The organism is Streptomyces nymphaeiformis, assembly GCF_014203895.1.
Classification (GTDB): Bacteria; Actinomycetota; Actinomycetes; order Streptomycetales; family Streptomycetaceae; genus Streptomyces; species Streptomyces nymphaeiformis.
Map to the genome: position 1 here is coordinate 1 of NZ_JACHJY010000017.1, position 23,233 is coordinate 23,233.

The following is a 23,233-nucleotide window of genomic DNA, read 5'->3' on the forward strand; positions in this document are numbered from 1 at the left end:
GCCGCACTCGGCCGGCTGACCCCCGTCGAATTCGAGACCGTCATGACCACCACACCGGCCCTCCGGGCCGCGTAACCGAACCTGTCACCCAAACCCGCACCAAACCCTTCCGTATCGGTGTCGCGACGGCCTACCGCTACATACGCGAGGCCGTCGACGTCCTGGCCGCCCTCGCCCCGACCCTGGCCGAAGCGATGAAGACCGTGCGGACGAAGGCGTTCGTGATCCTGGACGGCACCCTGCTGCCGATCGACCGGATCGCCGCCGACACCCCGTACTACTCGGGGAAGCATAAACGCCACGGCATGAACGTCCAGGTCCTCACCGACCCGTTCGGACGCCTGCTGTGGGCCTCGCCCGCGCTACCGGGTTCGACCCACGACCTGACCGCCGCACGCACTCACGGCATCATCGATGCCCTCGCCGACGAGGACGTGAAGTGCTGGGCGGACAAGGCATACCAAGGCGCCGGCCGACCGGTCCGAGTCCCGTTCCGAGGCCGACGGCTCAAGCGGTGGAAGCGACGGCACAACAGCACCCATGCCAGGATCCGCTGCCTCGGTGAGCAAGCCATGGCCACCCTGAAGGGCTGGCGCCTCCTGCGGAAACTCCGCTGCAGCACCAACCGAATCACCGACATCGTGAAGGCCATCGTCGCCCTTCACCACGCCTCAACCTGAGGTTGGAAAAAGCTCAGTCTATGCGGCAAGTGGAGGGGCCGACCGTGCTGCCGCAGAGCGCGGACCTCAGGTGAGTGGCGCAGGGAAGCCGAGCACGTAGTCGGCGAAGACCACGCGCTCGGCCAGCTCGCCGGAGCTCGGCGAGGAGTCGGGCTGTTCAATCTCCCGTACGTAGATTCTCAGCTTGTCGCCGGTCTGCGGGATGGCTAGGGGAGGTAGCGGCGTGTTGAGGGTCCCCGTCACCACGGCCCCCGGAACCCGTCCCCATGTCGTCGCGGCGACCGCGCCGTCGAGGCTGGTGAGCACCCCTTGCCCGGACGAGCTTTGCTCCATGAGCACCTGGACGACGTTCGGCCGGGGGCCGGTCGGGCCGATCCCGTTGAGCTGCACATGCAGTTCGGTCCCCTGGCGTTTCACGGTCAACGTCCGGTCCGGCAGGATCGCGACCGCATCGGTGTCGACAGAGGCGGATGTGTTGTCCACCCCTGGGAGGGTGCTCGGCTGGTGCCTGGCCACGGTGAGCCGGACGAAGGGGGCGTAGGACTCGGTCGTCGGCAGTTCCACGTCGGCGTACCAGCTGCCTCCCGCCCGCCACACCTCATGGAAAGTCGTGCCAGTGACCGACGTGGCCGATTCGGGCGTGCACCAGATCGGGTCGCGGCCCAGCGGCCTCTGCTGGACGGCCAGGCTCTCCCCCTCGCCAGTCGTATACCAGGGGCGAGCCAGCTCCACCTGCAGTCGCCCGCCCCTCCGGGTCCGTCGGAAGTCGTCCCACTGCGCCGCGCCGGGAGTCAGCGGATCCGTCTGCCAGCTGAAAGCCGGCCGCACGCCCAGCACGACCGGTGGGATCGGCCGGGCGGTGCTGGGCACGTCCACGGCCGGCAGCGAGGCCCAGGCCAGGAAAGCCGCGTCGGGTTCGTCGTCGGCGAAGTACTGCCGGAACCGGGATGTGCCGGTGACCGTGTAGGTGACCACGCGGTGCTTGGTGTCGCCGAACTCGTGGCGCAGCGGCGGCAGGCTCAGGTCGGTGGGGTGCATGGTGATGGTCTGGACGGCGGCTGTGGCCGGAGTCGGGGCCGGGGCGTCGTCCCACTCGTCCCAGGCGGCGGTGAGGAACACCTGGGCGGTACTCGGCGGGTCGAGATTGAGCGCTGGAGGGGAGGGTAGGAGGGTGGTCCAGGTCTGCCCGTGCTCTCGTGCCACCTGGAGGGTGCCGATCGGATCGAAGCGGGGCTTGCGGACTGCGTGGATGAGCGTTATCTCCCGCGCGGGTGTGACCATCGGGTGCCGTCCGCCGCTGGCTGCGGCTGCGCTGTCGTCGTCGGGCTCCAGCCACTTGTGGATGGCGAACTTGGCTTCCAGGAAGTTGTCGGGGAGGTAGGAGGAGAGCTCTGCGGTGATCTGTTCGGCCTGGCTCAGGCTGACCGTCGCCACCGAGTCGCCGGCGCTCCAGGTGACCTGCGGCTGTCCGCCCGCGGCCCGTTCGATCAGGGTGAGGGTCTTCGCCTTGCGCATCGGCCAGGGTCCTGACCAGGGGCGGCGGTCGGTGACGGGGACCGGCAGCGCGAGATGGATGACGACGCCGGCGGAGGCCGGGTCGGTGGGCCGCTGGGCCGCCGCCCAGGTCTGGGCGTCGTTGCCCTCGAGCATGCCGTGCTGCTCGGCCAGGGCCAGGGTGGTCGCTGGGACGCGCAGGATGAGTGTGGTGGCGGCGCTTGCGTAGCGTGGGTTGGCGGCGAGGAACTGGTCCACGCTCATATTGCGGTCGCTGCGGATGACCAGTTCCGTGCCGCTCAGTTCGGGTGGCGGCACCGGCTCGAACCTGGTGTATGCCACGAGCGAGCTCATGAAGCGGTTCGCCGCCGGATCCTCGGCCTCCAGGCCTCCGCCGGCCAGGTCGGCGACGCGGGCCCGCACCTCGTAGGTCTGGCCGAATCGGAGTTCGGGCAGGGTTCCGTCTTCGACGGCGAAGGTCCAGTCCAGGGGGCCGGCTGGCTGTCGCGCGCGCGGGGCGCCGGGCGGGGGCAGCACCAGGCTCCAACCGGACCACCGGGCGACCACCTCGTCGGCCCGCAGCTGGTCGCCGTTCCCGGTCGCCGCGTACGGCTTGACCTGTCCTTCCTCGACCGCCGGGCCGAGCTCGACACCACCGACGCGGTACGTGGCCACACGGCGGCAGAGTGGCGCCCATTGTTCGCCCTTGGGCCGGATGTCGATGCGGTAGCCGAGGAGTAGCTCGTCGGCGTTGAACGTGGCCCGTCCGAGGTCGCTCCCTGCGGCCGCGTGAGATGCCGCGCGCGCATGCCGGTGGTCGAAGTCCGCCTGCCGGCCGCGGCGGACGAGCATGAGGCCGGTCGAGCGCAGGTGCGGCAGGCTGCTGCGATCGTTCCGGGCCGCCTGGCGAAGTCCGGTCACGGCTCCGTCCACGTCAAAAGTGGTGATCTCCCAGCGGGCGCTGCTCTCGGACCCCGTCAGGCCGGCGGAGCGCAGATCGAGCATGCCGGTGGTGAGGTCCCCGGCGGAAGCAGGGAGGAACAGGTTGCCGTCGAACTCGTAGTTGGTGGCCGGGGAGACCACCGAGGTCAGGCCGGGCGTGCCGGCACTCACCGTCCCGGTGGGGCTGAGTTCGCCGACCGGTAGCGTGAGTTCGACGATCAGGCCGAGTGCGCGGAGCACCGCGGGATGCTCGCGCAGCCGTGCCACCTGCTGGTGGAAGTCCAGCTCTGCAGCGGGCGGCGGAGGTCCCTCCGTTGTGGGCAAGGGGACCTCGTGGTCCCAGGCCTCGAGATGGTCCCAGGACTCAAGCTGGGCGGCGACGTCGTCCGGGGCCTTGGCAGCTGTCGCGTAGGTGTCGATGACCGCGCCCGCGTGCTCCGACGTGCATTCCACGGTGGTTCCGTGGAATGTGTGCGGGGCGTACGGCCGGACGGGCAGGTTGCCGAGCAGCGCCTGCCATACCTTGGCATTGGCCTCGTTGCGGCGGCCCGGGGTGATCTTTTTGACCGTATCCGCGTGCCGCAGTGTGATCTGGATTGGAATGCGGGGCAGACGCGCGGGCCAGTCGGCGAGTTCGCTGGCCTTCAGCGGCCCCTTGAGCCGGGGATGGATGGCCAGCCGCAGCACCGCCAGGCCTGCGTTCACCCGGCCGCCGGGGAGTGCCGTCCACACCATGAAGTCGCCGTCGGTCATGGCTGCCCCGCCTTCCTGAAGGCTCGCCGGTATTCCTGCCAAGCGGCCAGGCCGGTTTCCGCACCGTCCGTCGGGCTCAGGAGCCGGCTGTGGTCCGATGCCGGGTCGCCGCTGATCGTGTATTCGCCGGTGTCCACGGTCACTGAGTCGGAGTAGAAGGTCAGGTCGATGGTGACCACCAGGGTCGCCCGGCCGATCAGCGCGTTGGGGCTTTCAACCGTGTTGGTATAGGTGAGGGTGATCACGACCTCCAGCGAGACCGAGATCAGGCCGAGGATGTCGACGGCACCCCCGAAGCGCAGATAGCCGCTGAGTTGGGTACCGCCGCCGGCGGCTAGCTCGTACCGGATCCCACCGAGGACGTGCACCTCGGCCTTGGCGATGCCGATACCGATCGAGGCCGAGGCGCCGAACTCCAGCGCCGCCTCGAACCTGGTCACTTTGTTGTCGGTGATGGCCAGATCGACGTAGCCTCCGCCGCCGAAGAGCAGCACGTTCAGAGCGAACGGGTTCGCCCGGCTGGCGAAGGCCAGCTGAACGGTCAGCGGGGCACCGTCCAGCGGGATGGTGACGCCGAGCCGGAAGAGGATGTTGCGCAGGCTGAACCCGACGGTGGTGACCTCGGGAATGGGCAGCGAGTACCCGACGGAGATCTGCTGGGGCGTCACCGCGATGTCGGGTGCGACCGGCCCCAGCTGCACCTTGGCAAAGAGTTCCTTGAGCAGGTTCAGCGAGCCGCTGACGTTCAGGGTGACGCCGTCGACTTCCAGCCGGGGTGGTCGGTCGTCCTTCTGGGTGTAGGTCATGGAGCCGATGCCGACCTCCAGCAGGCCGAGTTGCAGCGTGAAGTCGTTGATCACACAACTGGTGGTGAGGTGGTCCGGCGAGCGCTCGACGGTGAGGTTCAGCCTCGTCATGGGCCCGGCCTTGAACGGCGGGAGGTTCTCCAAGACGACGTTGTACCAAGTCATCTTCGCCGAGTTGGGTGGGACGAGCGTGATCTCCGGTGGCGCGTCCAGGTTCGGGGCGAGGTCCTTGAGCGGGAACCCGAGGATCCGCGCGGTGTTCCCGAACACCTGGGCCGCGCTGAGCTTCCCGGCCTCGTTCTTGAGCAGGCCCGCCTTGGCCACCGGACCGCACAACCGGGAGATCGCGTCGGCGGAGAACGACGGGGTGACGAGTGCACCCGCCCGTCCGGTGAAGTCGGCGGGGTAGGAGCTGCCGTCCTCGAACAGCAGTGGCAGCGACTCTGCCGCACCGAGGTTGAGGAAGCTGTTGCTGAACTTGAGCGGGACCAGCTTGTCGGGATCGCCCAGGAGCGTCCGCAGCGCGGGCAGCGCGGCAGTCAGCCGGTCGATCTGCGGATGGAAGCCCCCGTCGAAAGCTGTCCCGACAATGGTCAGCTCGTATACGTCGTGTACATCTGCCGGTTTCGGGTCCGGGGCCCTGACGAGGTCGATCCGTACTCCTGGCAGCGGGACGATGGCCTGCTGGTACGTCTCCCGCAACAGCTTGGCCACGCAGGCGTCGGTGAGCGAGTGAACCCCCGGAAGATCCGGCGTCGGCTCCAGCGTGAAGTCCTCAACGAAGATCAGCGGCAGCTCAAAGGCCACGTCACCGGCCCGGCCACGCCCACGGACCAGGTACTGGTCCGGCAGTGTGAAGAACAGGTGGGGCGTCGGTACCGCCAACTTCTCCAGGTCTGTGACGTGGGCCTGGGCATCGACGATCTGCGGCTGCAGGGCGACGAAGTCGATGGCGGGACCGAAGCCGTCCACCGCCAGTTCGTTGACATCCCGGAAGCGGCGGCACTCGTTGTCCACCTTGGCGGACAGTCGGTTGACATCGGCCTGAAGCCGGTTGGTGTCTTGGACGAGCTGGAAGTACACCGGATGGGGCAGCAGCGGAATGGTGTGGAGTTCGTCGCTGAGCTCCGAGGACTGCGCCTGCAGGTCGGTGATTTGCGGTGACTCCGGATCCGTGAGCTGCAACTGAGTGATCCGGGCCTGGATGGCGTTCATCTTGTTGACGATCGTATTCGCGGCGACCTGGTTGGCCTCATCGTCCTCACGTAGCTGCTTCTTCGGGGCCAGCTCCAACTGAGCGGCGGAGAGCTCAGACACTTCGGATATTCCGAGTTCCTCCGGCCGGCGGACCCGGTGACCCTCCGTGTCCGCCTGGGCGGCCAGACCGTCGGACCGCGACCGAAGTCCGGCGAGCTCGTCGCGCACCTCGGCAAGCATCGGAACGGGCCGGGGGTAGGGGTGCCAGTTCGGCTCGGGCAGGTTGTCGTACCAGAGCGTGGCCAGCTCGAAGGTGTCGAACGGAAACTTGCGGTGAACCGGGTTGTCGCCGGTCGATGACCGTACCGGCTCGATGACGGCCAGTGTCATTCGCTGCCGCAGCGCGGCCGGCCCGTCACCGATCCCCCGTTCGGTCAGCACGGTGAAGACCGCGCGGTGCCCGAGCGGGTAGAGCACACCCTCGGTCTCGAAGCGCACCCTCTGGTCCCGTCCGACCGCGACGTTTTGCTCCCACTGGAAGGTGTCCCAGTCGCCACGCGCTGTCAGTGCCCCGCCGAGTGCGGTCAGTTCCAGACGCTGGGCCTCGGGCAGCTTTCGCTGGCTCTCGGCCACGATTTGCATCCGCTCCGGACTGTTCACCGGGGTGCGGAACCCCAGGCTGATGTCCGGCCGGGCATCGGCGGGGCGTACCTGCCCGGCGGACAGGCGGGTACGCCACAGGCCGACGTCCGCGGCTGGGTCCGACTGCAGCGCCTGCGCCGGGTGATCGCTGGTGGCAGCGGCCGCGGGCGACAGCAGTAGCCCCCACGGCAGTTCGATCGCGCTCTGTTCCTGGACCTTCGCCCTGCCGAGGACCTCCAGGAACCCGTCCACGGTCAAGTCGATCACGGTCCCGACGGCCACCCGGTAGACGACCTGGCTGGTTCCCGACAGCCGGGCCCGGGCCAGGTCGTTGCCGGTGACCTCCTCGGCCATGTGCTGCGGCGGGAAAAGCACTGTCACAAGGGCAGGCTCGGAGACCGCCGTGAGGCGCGAGCCCTCCAGCTGGAACCCGGACCAGTCGATACCGAGAACCACGAGATCATCGGGTCGTATGAGCAAGAGCATTGCAGGCCTGCTCGCGATCGTCGCGCCCGGTGGTGCATGCAGGACATCGATCGTGCCGTCTGCGTCCAGGCCGAACGTGAGCTCAGTGGCCGGCTCCGTCGGTGCCATGAAGTCGTAACGGGCGGGTATAAGAGTCAGTTCGTTGAGGTGCTCCCGGGACAGGACGATCTCGCTGTCGAACATCGAGGCCGGCACCAGGTCGTGGGGCAGCGTCCGTGCGTCGACGGTGATCTTGTAGCCGTCGATGGTGAGCGTCGGGTCGGTGGTAGGTGTCCGGGCGGTGGCTCGGGCGAACCTTGCGTATCGGCGATCGATGGTGATCTGGCCGTCGACGTCAATACCGAACCGGAAGTCCGCGTCGGTGTTCGTCGCTGACTGGAAGCCGTACCCGGCCGCGGGAATGTACGTCAGCTCGTGAGGACGGCCGCGCGCCAGCATGCCGGGAGTGTCCATCAATTCCTTCGGGAACAGACCGTGAGACAAGCTGCGCGCGTCGACGGTGATCTTGTAGCCGTCGATGGTGAGCGTCGGGTCGGTGGTAGGTGTCCGGGCGGTGGCTCGGGCGAACCTTGCGTATCGGCGGTCGATGGTGATCTGGCCGTCGACGTCAATACCGAACCGGAAGTCCGCGTCGGTGTTCGTCGCTGACTGGAAGCCGTACCCGGCCGCGGGAGCGAGAATCAGTGGATGGCGATGTTTCCACGTAAGGACTCTGGGTCCCGCCACGAGTGGGAAGAGGCCGTGCGAGAGAGCCGTCGCGTCGAACGTGATCGAGAAGCCGCGCACACCAAGGGTGTGGGTGCCACGGCCGTCCAGGAACTGGTCATTGGAAAGGTCATAATCGATATGCCCGTCCCGTGTTACCTTGAAGTGGAATATCGCTGACTGGTCGAGCACCTGTTTAAACCCATAGGACCCCGGCTCGAGGGCAATCGTTGGTGCATCGATGCCGTCAATGTATCGGGAACTGTGCTCGGGGATGCAGAAATGGGTGAACGTAAGGTTGCTGGTGTCGATGCGGATGTCTGTCATCTCGATACCCGTAGCATTGTGATTTGGAGCCTTTTTCGTCCACATGGAACGCCATGCCGTTTCGCCCGTCGGTCGCGTCACGGACTAAGCGGATGCAGGGACGGGTGCATGCTGCGGCATACCTATCGGATAGTCACCGAATCATGCGACTGGAACAGACCGAATGACTCATTGTAGATACCTCGGTCGCAGACGCCGGGATCTCTGATCACAAAGCCTGATTCGTCAACGAATCGTGCCGAATTACCGGCGTGCTTGTGCGACCAAAAGCCTTCGACGCGATAGCGGTAGAAGTGGAAATCGCGGACCCCGGTTTGGGGATAAACACCAGTGAACAATGCCACGAGGAAGCGTCTGTTCCCCGGGGGCTGACACGGATAACCGAACATCGTCAGCCCGTCCTTGTAGAGACCCACGGCGACCTGGAATCCCAGCATCGTATCGGGGATCTCGTAGCCGTGCTTGCGGCCGGGGTACGCGAATGTGTCTGATCTGTAGGCTACGCCGTAGGCATAGCAGTTGTTGAGAGGCCGGATGGTGTCATCGTTCCAGTAGTAAGGAGCCCACGGCTCGCTGTCGACCCCGCACGTCGGGGTCCTGTCAGCCAGCGCCCGTAACTGCTCCTTCATCTCTTCGGGAACGTCCGCCTCCTGCTGAACCCCGGGAGACGCATAGGCCCCACCCGGCGACTGCTTCCGCATATTTCGCCTGATCTCTTCGTGGGTGGTCTCCAGCATGGCTTCGGCATACCGCGAATCCCCGACGGCAATACCCCTACCTTCCGAGAGGTCGCGCGGAATCGTCTCCACCAGCACGTGCGCCAGTTCCGCACTTGCGATGGAATCCTTCGCACCGCCTCCGGCCAATTCAAAACTGACGGGCAGGCCGGTTGTGCCGCTACCCTCGGTGAAATCCACCCGTAGCCCGTCGAAGCCGAGTCCGCTGTAGCCGCTGCCGACTTCTCCGCAGGCATCGGGGTTGCGCGCCAGGCGCTCCTCCAGTTCCTCGATCTGGTCCGGGTCATTGATCTCCCGCGAGGGATTGGAGCGCCCCGAGAACATGTCGACGGTGATACGCAGTGCCATTTCCCTGCCTCCCCTTGCCCTTCCACGGCGCGACTCCTGCGGAAGGGACATGGACCGGGCGAGGAAGAACTCGGCCACGAGCGCGCCATGTGGTGCAACGGCTCGGTCGCCTCAAGGGCCAACGGGGGCGCCGGGTTGGGATAGGGATAAACCTCGGGATCGTGTCGCGTGTGTACACTTCCAGTGTCAGTTCCGCAGCATGGGCCCGCAACTCTGTTCGCCGGCCACGCCGTTCTCGATGAGTTCCTCCCGTTGATTAACTTCGCGCTTTCACGAAGCGGGCTGTACGGCAGGTGATCAACAAAGCAGAAAGTGCCTCTGACCAGCGAGAATAAGGAGCCCTTTCCAATCTGATGGCGGCGCCATCGAGGGGGCTGTTGTACAACGCGAAGAAGCTCCTGGTAGACGGGTTCTCGACCAAGATCACCCGTGTCCGCCAGGAGCTTCGCGTGCTTGTCTACCCGTCGTCGATCGATCTGTCCAGCCACACCTTGCGCTATCTGACGGGACAGCTCCGTGCCCGGCAGCGCGAGATCGGAACACGATGGCGACGGCTGCCGGCAGGCCGGCAGGCCCTGCTCGCTCTGGCGCACTTGAGATGCGGTGACACATACGCCCAGCTCGCGGCCGGGTTCCGTATCGGTGTCGCGACGGCCTACCGCTACATACGCGAGGCCGTCGACGTCCTGGCCGCCCTCGCCCCGACCCTGGCCGAAGCGATGAAGACCGTGCGGACGAAGGCGTTCGTGATCCTGGACGGCCCCCTGCTGCCGATCGACCGGATCGCCGCCGACACCCCGTACTACTCGGGGAAGCATAAACGCCACGGCATGAACGTCCAGGTCCTCACCGACCCGTTCGGACGCCTGCTGTGGGCCTCGCCCGCGCTACCGGGTTCGACCCACGACCTGACCGCCGCACGCACTCACGGCATCATCGATGCCCTCGCCGACGAGGACGTGAAGTGCTGGGCGGACAAGGCATACCAAGGCGCCGGCCGACCGGTCCGAGTCCCGTTCCGAGGCCAACGGCTCAAGCGGTGGAAGCGACGGCACAACAGCACCCATGCCAGGATCCGCTGCCTCGGTGAGCAAGCCATGGCCACCCTGAAGGGCTGGCGCCTCCTGCGGAAACTCCGCCGCAGCACCAACCGAATCACCGACATCGTGAAGGCCATCGTCGCCCTTCACCACGCCTCAACCTGAGGTTGGAAAAAGCTCAGTCATGTGCGGAGGGTACGAGGCGAGCCTTCAGGTCGAGCAACCGGGGTTTGGGCCCTCTCAATCGAACAGCGCCATCACGCTCCGCGACGACTCCCCAAGATCTGTGCCAGAACCCAGAACTGAGAGCAGATGTTCATGTCTGTTGTCCTGTCGCAACGAAGCCAATCGTCCGGGCGCTGCTGAGTAGGTGTTCTGAACCCAGGGCGAAGGAAGGATCCCGAAGGTCGCCTCCGTTCGTGGGGCAGATGAATTGGGTTGCGGTGGTCCGGTGAACCCGGTGAGGTACCTCCACGGACGGTGCCACGGAGCAGGTGCAACGAGCGAGGTCGGGAAGAGGCGGCATGGTCGCGCCACGACCGGCTTCATGGCACGGGCTGGCGGTGCTTGCCGCCTTCACCTTCAACACTGCGGAGAACCTGCCTATCGGCCTTCTGGAGGTCATCTCTGAAAGCCTGCGGGTATCGGTGTCAGCGGTCGGTCTTCTGGTTACCGGCTATGGCGTGACGGTGGCCGTTGCGTCTCTGCCGCTCGCCCACGTCGTGCGGGCAGTGCCCCGGCGCTACGTGCTCACAGGACTCCTGGCCGCGCTGGTCGTGTCCAGTCTGGCTGCCGCGCTGACCACTTCCTATTGGCTGCTTCTCATGGCACGGCTACTGACCGCGCTCGCTCAAGCGCTGTTCTGGGCCGTGATGGGGCCGGTCGCGGTGGGGCTGTTCGCGCCTGCGGTGCGTGGGCGTGTGGTCGGGGCACTATCCGTCGCTGGTTCGCTCGCACTTGTGATCGGCGTGCCCGCCGGGACCTGGTTGGGCCGTCTCAGTGACTGGCGGGTGCCAGTCACCGTGCTTGCAGGTCTGGGGATCGTCTCTCTGTTGACGATCGCCGTTCTGCTGCCGACGTCACGGCCGGAAGAAGAGGACGCCGCCTACGGAGTCAGTCCCGACGTCCGACGGTTCGGGATCGTGCCGGCGGCCGGAACCTTGTCCGCTGCCGGGGCGTTCGCGGGATTTACCTGCATCGTGAGGTTCCTGGGCGATGTGAGCGGCTTCCCTCCCAGCACTGTATGCGTCCTGTTCATGGCTTTCGGCGTTGCGTGTCTGTTCGGGGTGAGTGTCACCGGGGCTCTGCTGGATCGGTTTCCGCATGCCGCGCCGGCAGCTGCCGTGGCCACTCAGGCGGTGGCCTTGCTCGGCCTGTACGTGGCGGGCACCGATCCGGTGGCAGCGGTGGTGTTCTTGGTGCTGATGGGCGGTGCACTCGGGCCGGTGTTCATGACGACCCAGAACACGATGCTGCATTGTGCTCCAGGTCGCACGGATATATCGCTCGCGGCGAACTCTGGCGCCTACAACGCCGGCATCGCGGCCGGCGCCGCGCTCGGCGGATTGATCCTGCCGCTAGCCGAGGTGCGGGGCGCCTTCCTCGCCGGCGGCCTGCTTTCTGTCGCAGCCTGCGCGGTGCCACTCGGCAGACTGCTGCTGCGACAACGACCCGAACCGGCTGAGTAGACCCCACCATCAACGGACTGCTGGTGGCTTCCTTGCCCAGTGACTGGTGCGACCTCTGCGGGTGAGGCGGCGGGTCATGACGGTGATGAGTGCCCAGTTCAGATGGGCTTCGGAGTGTTGTGGGAGGCGTTCGTAGCCGCGGACGTTGCGGCGGGCGTTCATGACCCAGCCGATGGTGCGTTCGACTTTCCAGCGGCGGGGAAGGACGACGAATCCCGTAGCCCCGCAGGGGCGGGTGACGGTTCGCAGGGTTGTCCAGAGGCGGTCGTCAGCCCAGTTCGCGAGCTGGCCGGCGTATGCGGAGTCAGCCCAGACCTGGGTGATCTGCGGCTGGGTGAGACGCAGGCGCCAGAGGAGTTCGCGGGCTGCGTCGCGGTCGTTCATGCTGGCAGGCGTCACCGTGATCATCACGGGCAGGCCGAGGGTGTCGACGGCGATGTGTCTCTTGCGGCCGTTGATCTTCTTCCCGACGTCGTAGCCGCGGGTCTTGCTGCCGACGGTCGAGGACGACCGCCCGGGACAACAGGCGGGGTCCGGCGTCGACAGGCGGGACCAGGCCTGAGCCGGTGACCCAGCGCCACGCCGCGACCGGCACCCGCAGCCGGCCCGCGGCCTCCAACTCGTCGTACGTCTCACGCATCACTCACTCCGATCTCTCGGTGGCATGGCCCGTCGAGCGGGCCGCGTCGGAAAGATGACAAGAAGATTCTTGCTTGTGTCAATAGCCCTTTTTTCGGGACGAGTTGGGGACGTGCTGTACCAGTCGCGTACGTGTACGCGAGGGCAGAAAGCACCCGCCCGGGTGAACCGGACGGGGGCGAAACGACGAAGCCCCCGCCGTGAGCGGCAGGGGCTTCGGGAGGGGCGGGGAACGAACGGGCCAGCGACTCCCAGAGTCATGAATGTCTGTCTGCGAAGACCTCCGGGGTACCCCACAACGGTGAGATGTGGCTCTGCGAGGTCCGTGGCGTGTACGAGGTGAGTGAGCGCGGCATGCCCGGCCTCGGGATCAAGCTGCGTCAGGGTCATGGCAGCCCACAGCCGGATGTCGCCGCTGCCCTTCCCTGCCGTGGCGCATTGGACAAGGGCAGGTCCGTCGCACAGGCCGGTGGCCGACTGCGCTGTGGGCCCGTGCCCCGGAGGAGGTCCAGGGTGACCTGGGCCGCCGCGAGGTCCTGCACGCCCAGGCCGATGAGCTTGCAGACGGTGATCTCGTCGGCCCGTTCGCGGCCCGGTGCCGACCCCGCAATCACCTCGCCGAGTTCCGTGGGTTCCGGGAAGGCCGCTTGGGCCCGCGCGAGGTCTCCGTGGACGGCGGTGAGGGCGCGGCTGTCGACCACGATCCGGTCGGCGCGGTACAGGCAGGACGGAGACAGTTCGGCCTTGGTCGGGTCGTCGGCTCCTACGGCGGTGATGTGCAGGCCGGGAGCCAGCCACTCGGCGTCGACCAGCGGTTCGGTGCTGGCGGTGGCCGTCACCAGCACGTCGGCGCCCTCGCACGCCTGCCGGGCGGTGCCCACCGGGGTCACCCGCAGGTCGGGGCGGCGTGTGACCAGCGCGGCGGCCAGGCGGCGCACGCGTTCGTCGCGGCGTCCCCAGACCCTCGCCTCCCGGATCGGGAGTTCGTCGGCAGCCGCCAGGATCTGCAGGTACGCCTGAACTCCGGTACCCAGCACGCCGACTACGGCGGAGTCCGGCCGGGCCAGCGTGCGCGCGGCGAGCGCGCCGGCGGCCGCGGTGCGGATGTCGGACAGGTGGTGCTCGTCCTCCAGCACGGCCTGCAGGTCCCCGGTCCGGGCGTCGAACACGGCGACGGCACCGGATCCCGGCGTGCCGCCACGCCGGGCACGCTCCGCGAACCAGGTGGCCACCTTCACCGTGAAGACGGAACGGCCCGGCAGCCAGGCCGACTTCACGTGCACGTCGCCGTCCCGGCCCGCCGGCGCGAACACCGCCACAGGCGAGTCGCCCAGTCCGCGGCTGAAGTCGGCGAACGCTGCCGCCACTTCCTCGACGACGTCCTCGTACCCCACGAGCGCGCGGATCGTGTCCGGCCCGACGTATGCCGGAATCGCCTTCACCGTCTGCCGGGTCGCGGCGCTCACTGAGGCAGCACCTCCAGCCGTCCCTCGCCGACGAAGGCGACCTCGCCACCGACCCGCACGGAGTGGATGTCCTCCCCGTGGCCGTGGGCGCTGATGGTCATCTCGCTGGGGCGTCCGGTGAACCGGCCCTGGCGCAGGGTCACGGCTTCGCCGTCGCCGATGCAGCCGTGACGGCGCAGGTAGGCTGCGGCGCAGCCGGCTCCGCTGCCGGTGGCCACGTCCTCGGTCAGCCCGTCGTTGTTCCAGTGCCGCGCCTCCAGAGCGGTGGCATCGAGGACGTAGGCGAACTGGGCGCCGAGGTCCGCCAGTCGTGTGCTGATGTCCGAGGCGATGCGGGCACGGTCGAGGGCGCCTTCGCGGACCGGGAGCACCAGGTAGCGCAGCCCTGTGGAGACGACCTCCGGGGACAGGTCCGGATCGAGGTCCTTGGCGTCGAGGCCGAACAAGGACGCCAGGTCCTTCGCGTCCGAGGGCTCGGGGCGGCCGAGGAAGGCGGCCCGGCCCTGATCCAGCACGCTGGCGTACCGTCCGGTTCCGAGCCGCCTCGTGGTCACCTCCACGGTGCGGGCCTTCAAGCGCAGCGTCCACGTCTCCTCCTCGCCGGCACCGTGCAGGGCGTGCAGCACACACCCGGCCCCGATGACGGGGTGCCCGGCGAAGTCCAGTTCCTCGATGAGGTCGAAGACCCGCGCCTGCCGGCCCGAGTTCCCCGACGTCTTGTCCGGGGTCAGGAAGATCGACTCGAAGTGGCGCAGCTCCTGCGTGATCCGCTGCATCTGGGGTCCGCTGAGCTTGGCGGCGTCGGGGAAGACAGTCAGGCTGTTGCCGCTGTAGGGCAGGCCGGTGAAGACATCGACGTGGTGGTAGAACATGCGGCTGAGGCTACGAGCCCACCAGGCCAGAAGGAACTGGCCAATCTCGGAGATCCTACATAACGTCTGGTTATGGGATCGGATCTGGACATGGCACAGCTGCGGGTCTTCGTCACCTGCACCCGCTCCGGCAGCATCAGCCGCGCCGCCACCGCGCTAGGGCACAGCCAGCCCGCACTCAGCCAGCAACTGCGCAGGCTGGAACGCACCGTCGGACAGCCACTCCTGCACCGCGCCGCCACCGGCGTCACCCTCACCAAGGCCGGCGAGGCGCTGCTGCCGTACGCCGAACGCATCCTGGCCCTGTCCACCCAGGCACTCGGCGCCACCGGCCCGGCCATCCAGGGGCACTGCGGCGTGGGCCTGCTCGAAGACCTCACCACCGCGCCGCTCCCTCAGGCCCTGGCCGACTTCGCCCGCATGAACCCCCGGGCCACCCTGGAGCTGATCAGCGGCCCCGGCCCCGTACTCCGCGAGGCATATGGCAAAGGACGCATACACCTGGCGCTGTGCGACCCGTCCTATCTCCCCGAGCCACCCCGGTGGACGGTGCGCCTCCCTATGGCCTGGGCCGCCGCCCCCAGTCTGGACACCACCCTCGACCCCCTCCCCCTGGTCCTCTTCTCCCAGCCCTGCCGCTGGCGCCAACCGCTCCTTGACTCCCTCGAAGCCGCCGGACGCGGCTGGCGCACCGCATTCGAGAGCACCAGCGTGCCCGGCGTCCGGGCGGCCGTCCGCGCCGGCCTCGGCGCGGCCGCCCTCCTTCCGGCCACCGTCGAACCGGGCACCGCCGTACACGGCCTTCCCGCGCTCCCCGACGTCGAACTCGGGTTGATCAGGCGCCCCGGAACCGAGGGCGATACCCTCGTCGACGCCGTCGAAGCCATCCTCAAACGGCTCGCCTGATCAGCTACCCGCCCCTCGCTTCCGGCCAGAAGCCGGTCAGCTCCTTGGTCAAGCGACCACAGTCCGCATGGGTACCAGCGCCACCGCGCCGACACGCGCATCTCATATCGTCGGCGAAATGGGCGTGGAAGCCGTACCGGTCGCGGCCCTGGCCGACGACCCTCGTCGGCCCTCATGCCGACCGCCCGGATGGCTGGCGCCCCACAAGGCGGCGTAGGCGATCTTCGTGCCCAATGTCCGGCCATCGGCGCGAGCAACCGGGCGCCGACGCTGTCGGCGATCGTCCCGCGCAGGGAGCCGTCGATCGCCGATCGCCGTGACGCACGGTCCTCGGTCGCCGCAGATCGCCAGCACGTCGCAGCAGGTTCCAGACGATGGGTGCGCCATTGGGCCACGCGCAGCGGCGAAAGATCGACTTCCCGGCTGAAGACCGCTCCACGAAACTGAGGAGAGGTGATTCCCGAACGAAGACCGAGGTGTCTGATGGCGGAATCGGAGGGGGACGACCTCACCATCCGCCTTGTGGCCGAGCGGCTGGTGGAGGCACACCCCCAACTGGAGGTCGACCTCGTACAAAGGTCAGTACAGACGGCGCACGAAGAGCTCGGGTACGCACGGCTACCTACCTACCTACCTACCGGTCGTGATGGAGCGAAGAGCCAAGGACCTGCTGCCGTCCGACGAGCAGGCGGAACGAATACCTGACCCCTGAGACGCGACTCCTCGGCGTATCGTCCCCGGCCGGCAGACGTGAGCCCGGGGCATGTACGGCGGATCGCGGTCGGGGTCGGGTGGCCCCGTCCTGGACGACAAGTATCGGGTCCTTCAGCGCCGGAACGGTGGTCGAACTGCTCATCGGTCGGCGCGCGGTGTCCGCGATCGTCGCCCGGCAGAAGGGTTCGATCATCCGGTCCCCGCACCTTCGGCTGAGAGCCGGCAAGGCGCTCGCGACCACCCGCTCGCTGTTCATCGTGATGTTCGCGGCGACTTGCTCGGCAAGGAGCCCGTCCGGCTCCTTCGACAAGTCCCTGCCCCATGCGTGTGGCGCCGCCGCACGCACCGTCCTGGGCGCTGAACGCGTGGGACTCGACCGGCCGCGCGCCCCGCACCCCCGGGACGTGACCGGCTCGCCGACGGTGCAGGCCCGATCGGGTGAGCCACCGACGAGGACCTTGGTCCGCCTGAATGACCATCACTCCACCACCGCACAAAGGCGGTGAGCCCGCCCGGTACAGCGGCCGCCGCGTGGTACCACGTCAGGAAAACACCAGTGGACCGCCGCGATCCCGATGATTGTCGAGCCAAGGAGCTGATACGCATGTCGGCCGACAGACCTGTCGGAGCACCGGGCGAGCTGACGCCAGATCCCTTTGCCATGGTCAGGACCCGTGGTTACGTCGGGCTCCTGGTCATGGCGGCGGCGCTCGGAGTGCCGATCTCGGCAGCCGCGTACGGCTTCCTCGCCCTGGTCAACGAGCTCCAGCCGTGGACCTACACCGACCTGCCCAAGGCGCTGGGTTTCCAGGCAACCCCTCCCTGGTGGCCCCTGCCGCTGCTGGGTGTCGCAGGCCTGCTGGTCGGAGCGACCATCCGATACCTGCCCGGAATCGGCGGTCACAAGCCCGCGGAGGGGCTGTCGATGGCCGGCGCACCGAAGCCGCTCGAACTTCCCGGCATCTTCCTCGCCGCCGTGGCCTCGTTGGCCCTCGGTGCCGTCATCGGCCCCGAGGCACCGCTCATCGCCCTCGGCAGCGGCGCGGCCGTCTGGCTCGTACGCCTGGTCAAGCCGGACCTGCCGGAGCGGGGCGGGGCCGTGGTCGGCGCGGCCGGAAGCTTCGCCGCGGTCAGCACCCTGCTCGGGTCACCCATCACCGGGGCGTTCCTCCTCATGGAGGCGTCGGGAATCGGCGGGCCGATGCTCGGGGTCGTCCTGGTGCCGGGCCTGCTCGCCGCCGGCATCGGCTCGCTCGTCTTCACCGGCCTGGACAACTGGACCGGTCTCGGCACGTACTCCCTGGCACTTCCGGAGGTCCCGCACGCCGACACGCCCGATGTCGCCGAGTTCGGCTGGGCACTCGTCATCGGACTGGTGGCGGCCCTCGTCGGCACGGGCATCCGGCGGCTCGCCCTCCTGGCGCAGCCCCGTGTCGAGCGGCGCCGGGTGACCGCCACCGTCCTGATGGGGCTGGTGGTCGCAGGGCTCGCCATCGCCTACGCCGAAGGCACGGGGAAAGCCGCGGCCGAGGTGCTGTACTCGGGGCAGACCGCCCTCGGCCCGCTGATCGCGAACAGCGCGGAATACTCCGTCGGTACGTTGACCCTGCTCGTCGCGTGCAAGGGACTGGCGTACTGCGCCTCACTGAGCGCGTTCAGGGGAGGTCCGATCTTCCCGGCGATGTTCCTGGGTGCGGCGGGCGGTATCGCGCTGTCACACCTTCCTGGGCTGGGGCTCACCCCTGCGTTCGCGATGGGGATCGGAGCCATGTCGGTCACCATGCTCGGGCTCCCTCTGACCTCGGTGCTGTTAGCCACCCTGCTGCTGGGATCGCAGGGCCTCACCGTCATGCCGCTCGTCATCGTCACCGTCGTCGTCGCCTATGTCGTGTCGAAGCGACTCAGCCCGCCACCGGCCGGCGCGTCGCAGGCTCCCGCACACAGGGAACCGACGACGAGGTGACATACCGTCAAGTGCCGCTTGGCGCAAGCGAGATCCGGTCCGATACCTACCATGGTTCTTGATCTCATTTCTTGATGGCATCGTGAGGACCAAGGGGCATCCTGGTCCGTTTCCGCTCGGCGCGTTCGTTCTGCTGCTGCCCGCCGAGCGGGGCGTGCACCACGGGCGTACACAAGGGACGCGCCTTCACTCGCTCGGCCGCCCGCCTGGTCTTGGTGATCATCGAGGGCGCCCCGGGGTCAGCCGTCGGCCCACCGGTCGGCTTCGTCGACGGCGATGCTCGTCAAGCCGGTGGTGGGCACCAGGCTGATCGCGGAGAGCGAGCACAAGCACCGCCGCGCCAAGGAGCCGTGCGAGCGCAAGACTTCCAGCGGACGGCCCACAATCCGCAGCGAATACTCAACGTGACCTTCCTGGCACGGATCAGTCCTGCATGACGCGGCTTCGCCCCCCTACTCGGTGGCGCAGTCCTCCGGGCACGGACCGGACGGGCGCCGCCCTCCGCGCCGGCCCGGAGTGGGACGGGGAGGTCCGGAACGCAACGCGAGTACCTGGCCCGGACGGAGGACATCCCGATGACCGACGCGACCGAACCCCTTCGGGTCCGCCCTCATCCGAGCCCACGCGAACGCGCTACCTCCGGAAGGGCCGCCCGCGCCCGGGTGCCTCGGTCGAGCCATGCCTAGCACTCCCCCGCGGCCTACCTGGGCGGCGGCGACTCCTTCGACCGGGCATTGACCGACTCGCGGAGAAGTGCGCGACCGTGCCGGGCGCCCCGGCACGGTCAGGAGTACCAGTCGGCCTCCACCGCCCGCGCCCGTCGGGGCACCTCCCGGGCGAGCATGGGCCTGCGTTCGCCACCCGCGAGCAGGATGCTTGCCGGATCGCCGCCGAGAGCGCCCGGGAGCGTCACCTCGACCTCGATGCCGCGAGGCGGGTCGGTGGGCAGGATTGTGGTCATCACCGCCGTCTGGGCCTGGTGGCCATGGACTCGGGCGGCAGCGACCTGCTTCCCGTCCACGAGGAGCTCCAGCTGCCGCGTCCCGCCCATCCGCAGGCCCACCGTGACCGAGCAGCCTGCGTGCTCGGTATGAAAGTGATACTCGCGGCCCATGGTCGCCTCCCTGAAGCGCCTGGCGACAAATCCCTTTCCCTTCATCGTGGCACTGCATGATGGCTGCGGCAGCCCTGGATATCGCTCCCGCGGTCGTCACCGTGATCCCCACCCGCTACGCCACCTCTCAACCGACCGCACCACCGTCGCCAAACACGGCGGGGCGCTGCCGTCGTCCCTCTCGGACGACGACAGCCATCGCGACCAGATCGCCGCGCCTCCCATGGGTCTTCGGCCATCTCCGGGGCCTGCTGCCCGAGCCGGCTTCGAGCCTCGCCAGTTCGGAGCGACGACACCGACCCGGTGGTCACTCGTCTTCGCCCTCGGTCAGGTGCTCCATTAGTCGCTCCAGGATCTCCCCTGAGAGAGCCGGCGCCCGCTGCAACCAGTGATCAAGCCACTCTGCATCCGACATCATGCCTGGTCAGCCACCTTTCATGTCTACGGACTTTCATCAGACTCCGCGCACAGTGCTTTCGGAGGAACTAAGCAATCCGGCATAGGTCGCGAGACCCACAAGATGATGCTGGAGCACTACCAGTGGACCAAGAATCTACTGGTGAGCTACTCACCGAAGAAGCTCGGCTTCTTCTAAGGGCACGAAAAGAGGCGCCTGACCTGGGCTTTCGCCCGTCAGGCGCCTCTCGCTCGCCCCGTTTGACGAGGGGTCGCGTTTACGCCGAAACTCCCAGTTCATCCCACCGGTATCCCGCTCCCGACCAGCTCTTCCGGACCAGTCACGGACCAAAACTCCGTCTCACCTCGCGGCCTCACCCCGACTGACTCGGTCCCACTCCTCCATGGACTGCTCGATGAGGCGGTTGGCCTGCTCCCGCACGCCGTCCAGGAACTTGGCGTAGTGGCGGAAGAGAACCTCGATGCTCTGACCCGCGCGGCGAGCGCATTCAGCCGGGTCCACACCGGAGTACAACCAGAACGAGATGCCGGCGTGCCGGAGATCGTAGGGCCGCTTGGCCAGCCCGGAGGTGAGTTCCATGCGCGTGAGCACGTACTCCCGAGCCCGCGCCCACGTCGTGCCATAGGCCGCTGGGTCCACGTAGTTGCCGGCCTGGTTCCGGAACAGCCGGCCGTCCGGTGCCACACCGAAGCGGTCGATGTGTGCACGGAGTACACGCACGAACCGCGGCGGGATGGGTACGGGCCGAGTCGCGGTAGCCGCGCGGCGCTTGAGCGAGTGGACCTCATGCACGGCGCCGTCATCCGTCCAGTCCTTGCCTGCGGTGACGACGACGCCGGACAGGTTGAGCATGCCCCACCCGGTCTCGGGTAGATGGCACTGCTCGAGCCGGAGGTGAATGGCCTCTGCCGGCCGCATCGCCGCGTAGTACATGCAACCGAAGAATGCCTCCAGATGAGGGCCGCGCCCGCGCTGCTGAGCAACCGCTGCGAGTAGCCGAGTAACCTGTGCCGGATTGGGAACGGCTGCCGGATCGACCTCCTCATTGACGGCCGGGGCGTTCCATCGAAGGCTGTTGAGGGGATTCTCCGCGAAGTAACCTTTTTCGACTGGCGAGTTGAGCACTTCGTTTAACGCAGCCCGCTTGCGTCGTGCCGTCTTGGCGGCAGCCTTCTTGCCATCCAGCTTGCGACACAGGGCGTCCAGCGCATGTCGCAGCACGTCCGCTTCCGCGAGAGCGCTGACAGGCAGGGAGTTCCGCTTCATCCAGTCCAGGGCCCTCCGCCACTCCTCCTTCGGCTCCTCACCCCATGCGTTCTTGTTGAACGCCCACGAGTACAAGGCGCGCCGCAGTGATCGCGGCTCCGAGTAGGTTGCACCCGGCAATACGAGGGCAGGCGTGATGGTGGCGAATGCATCGGCCAGGGTGCGGCGGGTGTTGCCCGGCGTGCGGTCCCATCGCTGATCGAGGTATTCGTGAGCGAGGTCGTACCATGAGCTCTTTCCGACCTCTCGGCGCTGACCACGAGTTGGACGGTCCTGCGCAACGGCGAAGCTCCTGGTAGACGGGTTCTCGACCAAGATCACCCATGTCCGCCAGGAGCTTCGTGTGCTTGTCTACCCTTCCCCAAGCTCTCGGCTTCGCTCGAGCAGGGGAGACCCCATTCGATCGACCTGTCCACCCGCACCCTTCAGTACCTAGTGCCGCATCAGACAACGTTCGCCCCGTGCGTCGCACCGATGCGAGGGGGTGGAAGATAGCCCCGTGAGCTTCGATCTTGCGGTTCTGGCGATGGACGAATCGGCTGACGCTGCGGCGGCGCGTGCGATGTTCGATCGGTGCACCTCTGACCACCACGACGAGGGTGAGTTGGATGAGCGAGTGGTTGGGTTCTATGAGCGGCTGCGCTCGCTGTTCCCAGACCGTCCCCCTTTCGCCGCAGAGTCGCCGTGGATGTCGACGCCGCTGATGATCGGTATCGACCACGTGATCATGAATCTGAGCTTCTCGTCGCGGAGCGGCGCGGCAATCAAGGCGATCGAGGAGCTTGCAGCGGAGTTCCGCCTGGTCATCTGGGATCCGCAGTCCCAGGACGCCCATCCGCCGGGGCGTGATTGACCAGGCGCTCTTTCGATTCAGGCGATGTTCGCCCTGCTGACGACGCTGCGGAGGCGCTCGTCCTGGGCATGCCTGTTCCGCCAGATGATGTAGCGGCGGATCATGCTGCCCTGGGCCTTGTGGCTGGCGTGGTCGGTGCCGTCGAGAGCGAAGTAGCGAAGAGCGGTGAACTGGGCCTCGATGCGGTTGAGCCAGGAGCTGTTGGTCGGGGTGTAGGCGATCTCCACGTTGTTTGCCTCGGCCCAGGTCCCGACCCGTTGGCACCGCTTGGTGGTCAGGTGGGGTGAGTAGTTGTCGCAGACGATCGCGATGCGTAAGTCCATCGGGTGCAGCGAGCGCAGGTATCGGCAGAACTCCAGGAACTTCGAGCGGTTCTTCGGTTTCTTGATGTGGCCGTAGAGCTGGTCCTTGGCCAGGTCGTAGGCGGCGAACAGGTGCCGGACGCCGTGCGGGCGGTTGCAGGTGGCGCGTCGGCGGGGACGGGGTTCGCGATCCGGGTCCTTGTGCCGGCCGCCGCGTTCGGCCCACTGCCGTCCGGGGTGGGGCTGGAGATTGAGGGGGCCGAACTCATCCATGCAGAAGATGACTTCGGGCTCGCCTTCCTCGGGTATGACCTCGCCGTCGGCGATCGCGTAGAGGTGCTCGACCCGGGCCTTCTTCGCCTCGTAGTGGGGGTCTTTCGAGGTCTTCCAGGTCTTCAGGCGTTGAAAGGAGACGCCTTCCTCGCGGAGCAGGATGCGCAGGCCCTCGTGGCTGATGTCGTCGACCACCCCCTCGGCGACCAGGAAGTCCGCCAGCTTGGCCAGGCTCCAGGTCGAGAACGGCAGGCCGTGCTCGGCCGGCCTGGACTTGGCGATCTTCTTGATCTCACGGCGCTTCGGGAGGCTGAAGGTTCTCGGCCGGCCGCCCTTGTACTTCGGGTAGAGCGAGCCGAAGCCGCCGGCGTTGAAGTTGTGGATCACATCCCGGACCCGGTCCGGGCTGGTGAACGTCACTTCGGCGATCTTCGCCACCGGCATCCCCTGCGCAGACAGCAGCACCATCTGGGCCCGCCGCCAGGTCACCACCGACCCGGTGCCCCTGCGGATGATCCGCAGCAGGCGCCGCCCCTCGGCGTCATCAATCTCCCCGACCTGCACGCGCCCAGCCACATGATCATTCTGGACGTCTGGCACCG

15 protein-coding genes and 2 pseudogenes are annotated in these 23,233 nt (G+C 67.6%); 8 read left to right on the forward strand and 9 right to left on the reverse strand.

The window, feature by feature from the left end; translation table 11 throughout:
- Nucleotides 1-107: 107 nt before the first annotated feature.
- A pseudogene (locus GGE06_RS39580) lies at nt 108-680 on the forward strand (transposase family protein); the annotation flags it as partial.
- Nucleotides 681-746: 66 nt separating this feature from the next.
- Here the strand turns inward: GGE06_RS39580 and GGE06_RS39585 are convergent.
- The 3 genes from GGE06_RS39585 to GGE06_RS39595 all read right to left on the reverse strand — a co-directional run bounded on the left by GGE06_RS39585 (nt 747) and on the right by GGE06_RS39595 (nt 9,117).
- Nucleotides 747-3,869, reverse strand: coding sequence for a hypothetical protein (locus GGE06_RS39585; RefSeq protein WP_184933080.1), 3,123 nt, complete (start codon nt 3,867-3,869; stop codon nt 747-749).
- On the reverse strand, nt 3,866-8,032 hold the full coding sequence (locus tag GGE06_RS39590; protein ID WP_184933081.1) for a hypothetical protein: 4,167 nt from the start codon (nt 8,030-8,032) through the stop codon (nt 3,866-3,868). The genes GGE06_RS39585 and GGE06_RS39590 overlap by 4 nt, the downstream gene beginning before the upstream one ends.
- Nucleotides 8,033-8,154: 122 nt before the next feature.
- On the reverse strand, nt 8,155-9,117 hold the full coding sequence (locus GGE06_RS39595) for a hypothetical protein (protein WP_184933082.1): 963 nt from the start codon (nt 9,115-9,117) through the stop codon (nt 8,155-8,157).
- 449 nt (nt 9,118-9,566) lie between these two features.
- Between GGE06_RS39595 and GGE06_RS39600 the strand changes: the two genes are divergently transcribed.
- Both GGE06_RS39600 and GGE06_RS39605 read left to right on the forward strand, forming a co-directional pair.
- On the forward strand, nt 9,567-10,322 hold the full coding sequence (locus GGE06_RS39600) for a transposase family protein (protein WP_184933083.1): 756 nt from the start codon (nt 9,567-9,569) through the stop codon (nt 10,320-10,322).
- Nucleotides 10,323-10,681: 359 nt separating this feature from the next.
- A complete protein-coding gene (locus GGE06_RS39605) occupies nt 10,682-11,845 on the forward strand; it encodes an MFS transporter (protein ID WP_184933084.1) in 1,164 nt (387 codons plus the stop codon).
- A gap of 18 nt (nt 11,846-11,863) precedes the next feature.
- Here the strand turns inward: GGE06_RS39605 and GGE06_RS39610 are convergent.
- The 3 genes and pseudogenes from GGE06_RS39610 to GGE06_RS39620 all read right to left on the reverse strand — a co-directional run.
- Nucleotides 11,864-12,358 (reverse strand): annotated as a pseudogene (locus GGE06_RS39610) (transposase); the annotation flags it as partial.
- Nucleotides 12,359-12,870: 512 nt separating this feature from the next.
- Complete coding sequence (locus GGE06_RS39615; RefSeq protein ID WP_312883472.1) at nt 12,871-13,950, reverse strand: ornithine cyclodeaminase family protein; 1,080 nt, start codon at nt 13,948-13,950, stop codon at nt 12,871-12,873.
- Nucleotides 13,947-14,822 (reverse strand): PhzF family protein, encoded by an 876-nt coding sequence (locus GGE06_RS39620; RefSeq protein ID WP_184933086.1) that lies wholly within the window; start codon nt 14,820-14,822, stop codon nt 13,947-13,949. The genes GGE06_RS39615 and GGE06_RS39620 overlap by 4 nt, the downstream gene beginning before the upstream one ends.
- Nucleotides 14,823-14,894: 72 nt before the next feature.
- Between GGE06_RS39620 and GGE06_RS39625 the strand changes: the two genes are divergently transcribed.
- The 4 genes from GGE06_RS39625 to GGE06_RS39635 all read left to right on the forward strand — a co-directional run bounded on the left by GGE06_RS39625 (nt 14,895) and on the right by GGE06_RS39635 (nt 18,405).
- On the forward strand, nt 14,895-15,728 hold the full coding sequence (locus tag GGE06_RS39625; protein ID WP_184933087.1) for a LysR family transcriptional regulator: 834 nt from the start codon (nt 14,895-14,897) through the stop codon (nt 15,726-15,728).
- Nucleotides 15,729-16,211: 483 nt separating this feature from the next.
- Nucleotides 16,212-16,433, forward strand: a complete 222-nt coding sequence (locus GGE06_RS44200) for a three-helix bundle dimerization domain-containing protein (RefSeq protein ID WP_376773645.1) — start codon at nt 16,212-16,214, stop codon at nt 16,431-16,433.
- 134 nt (nt 16,434-16,567) lie between these two features.
- Nucleotides 16,568-16,948 (forward strand): hypothetical protein, encoded by a 381-nt coding sequence (locus tag GGE06_RS39630; RefSeq protein WP_184933088.1) that lies wholly within the window; start codon nt 16,568-16,570, stop codon nt 16,946-16,948.
- A gap of 155 nt (nt 16,949-17,103) precedes the next feature.
- Nucleotides 17,104-18,405, forward strand: coding sequence for a chloride channel protein (locus tag GGE06_RS39635; RefSeq protein ID WP_246533049.1), 1,302 nt, complete (start codon nt 17,104-17,106; stop codon nt 18,403-18,405).
- Between the two features lie 784 nt (nt 18,406-19,189).
- Here GGE06_RS39635 and GGE06_RS39640 read toward each other — a convergent pair.
- Both GGE06_RS39640 and GGE06_RS43210 read right to left on the reverse strand, forming a co-directional pair.
- Complete coding sequence (locus tag GGE06_RS39640; RefSeq protein WP_246533050.1) at nt 19,190-19,519, reverse strand: hypothetical protein; 330 nt, start codon at nt 19,517-19,519, stop codon at nt 19,190-19,192.
- A gap of 757 nt (nt 19,520-20,276) precedes the next feature.
- Nucleotides 20,277-21,524 carry a tyrosine-type recombinase/integrase gene (locus GGE06_RS43210; RefSeq protein WP_312883473.1) on the reverse strand — a complete coding sequence of 416 codons (1,248 nt, stop codon included), beginning with the start codon at nt 21,522-21,524 and terminating at the stop codon, nt 20,277-20,279.
- Nucleotides 21,525-21,702: 178 nt separating this feature from the next.
- On the opposite strand from GGE06_RS43210, the gene GGE06_RS39650 reads away from it, so the two are divergent.
- Nucleotides 21,703-22,056 carry a hypothetical protein gene (locus GGE06_RS39650; RefSeq protein WP_221519027.1) on the forward strand — a complete coding sequence of 118 codons (354 nt, stop codon included), beginning with the start codon at nt 21,703-21,705 and terminating at the stop codon, nt 22,054-22,056.
- Between the two features lie 17 nt (nt 22,057-22,073).
- On the opposite strand, the gene GGE06_RS39655 is transcribed toward GGE06_RS39650, so the two are convergent.
- Nucleotides 22,074-23,207 carry an IS630 family transposase gene (locus tag GGE06_RS39655; RefSeq protein ID WP_184933091.1) on the reverse strand — a complete coding sequence of 378 codons (1,134 nt, stop codon included), beginning with the start codon at nt 23,205-23,207 and terminating at the stop codon, nt 22,074-22,076.
- Between the last annotated feature and the right edge of the window lie 26 nt (nt 23,208-23,233).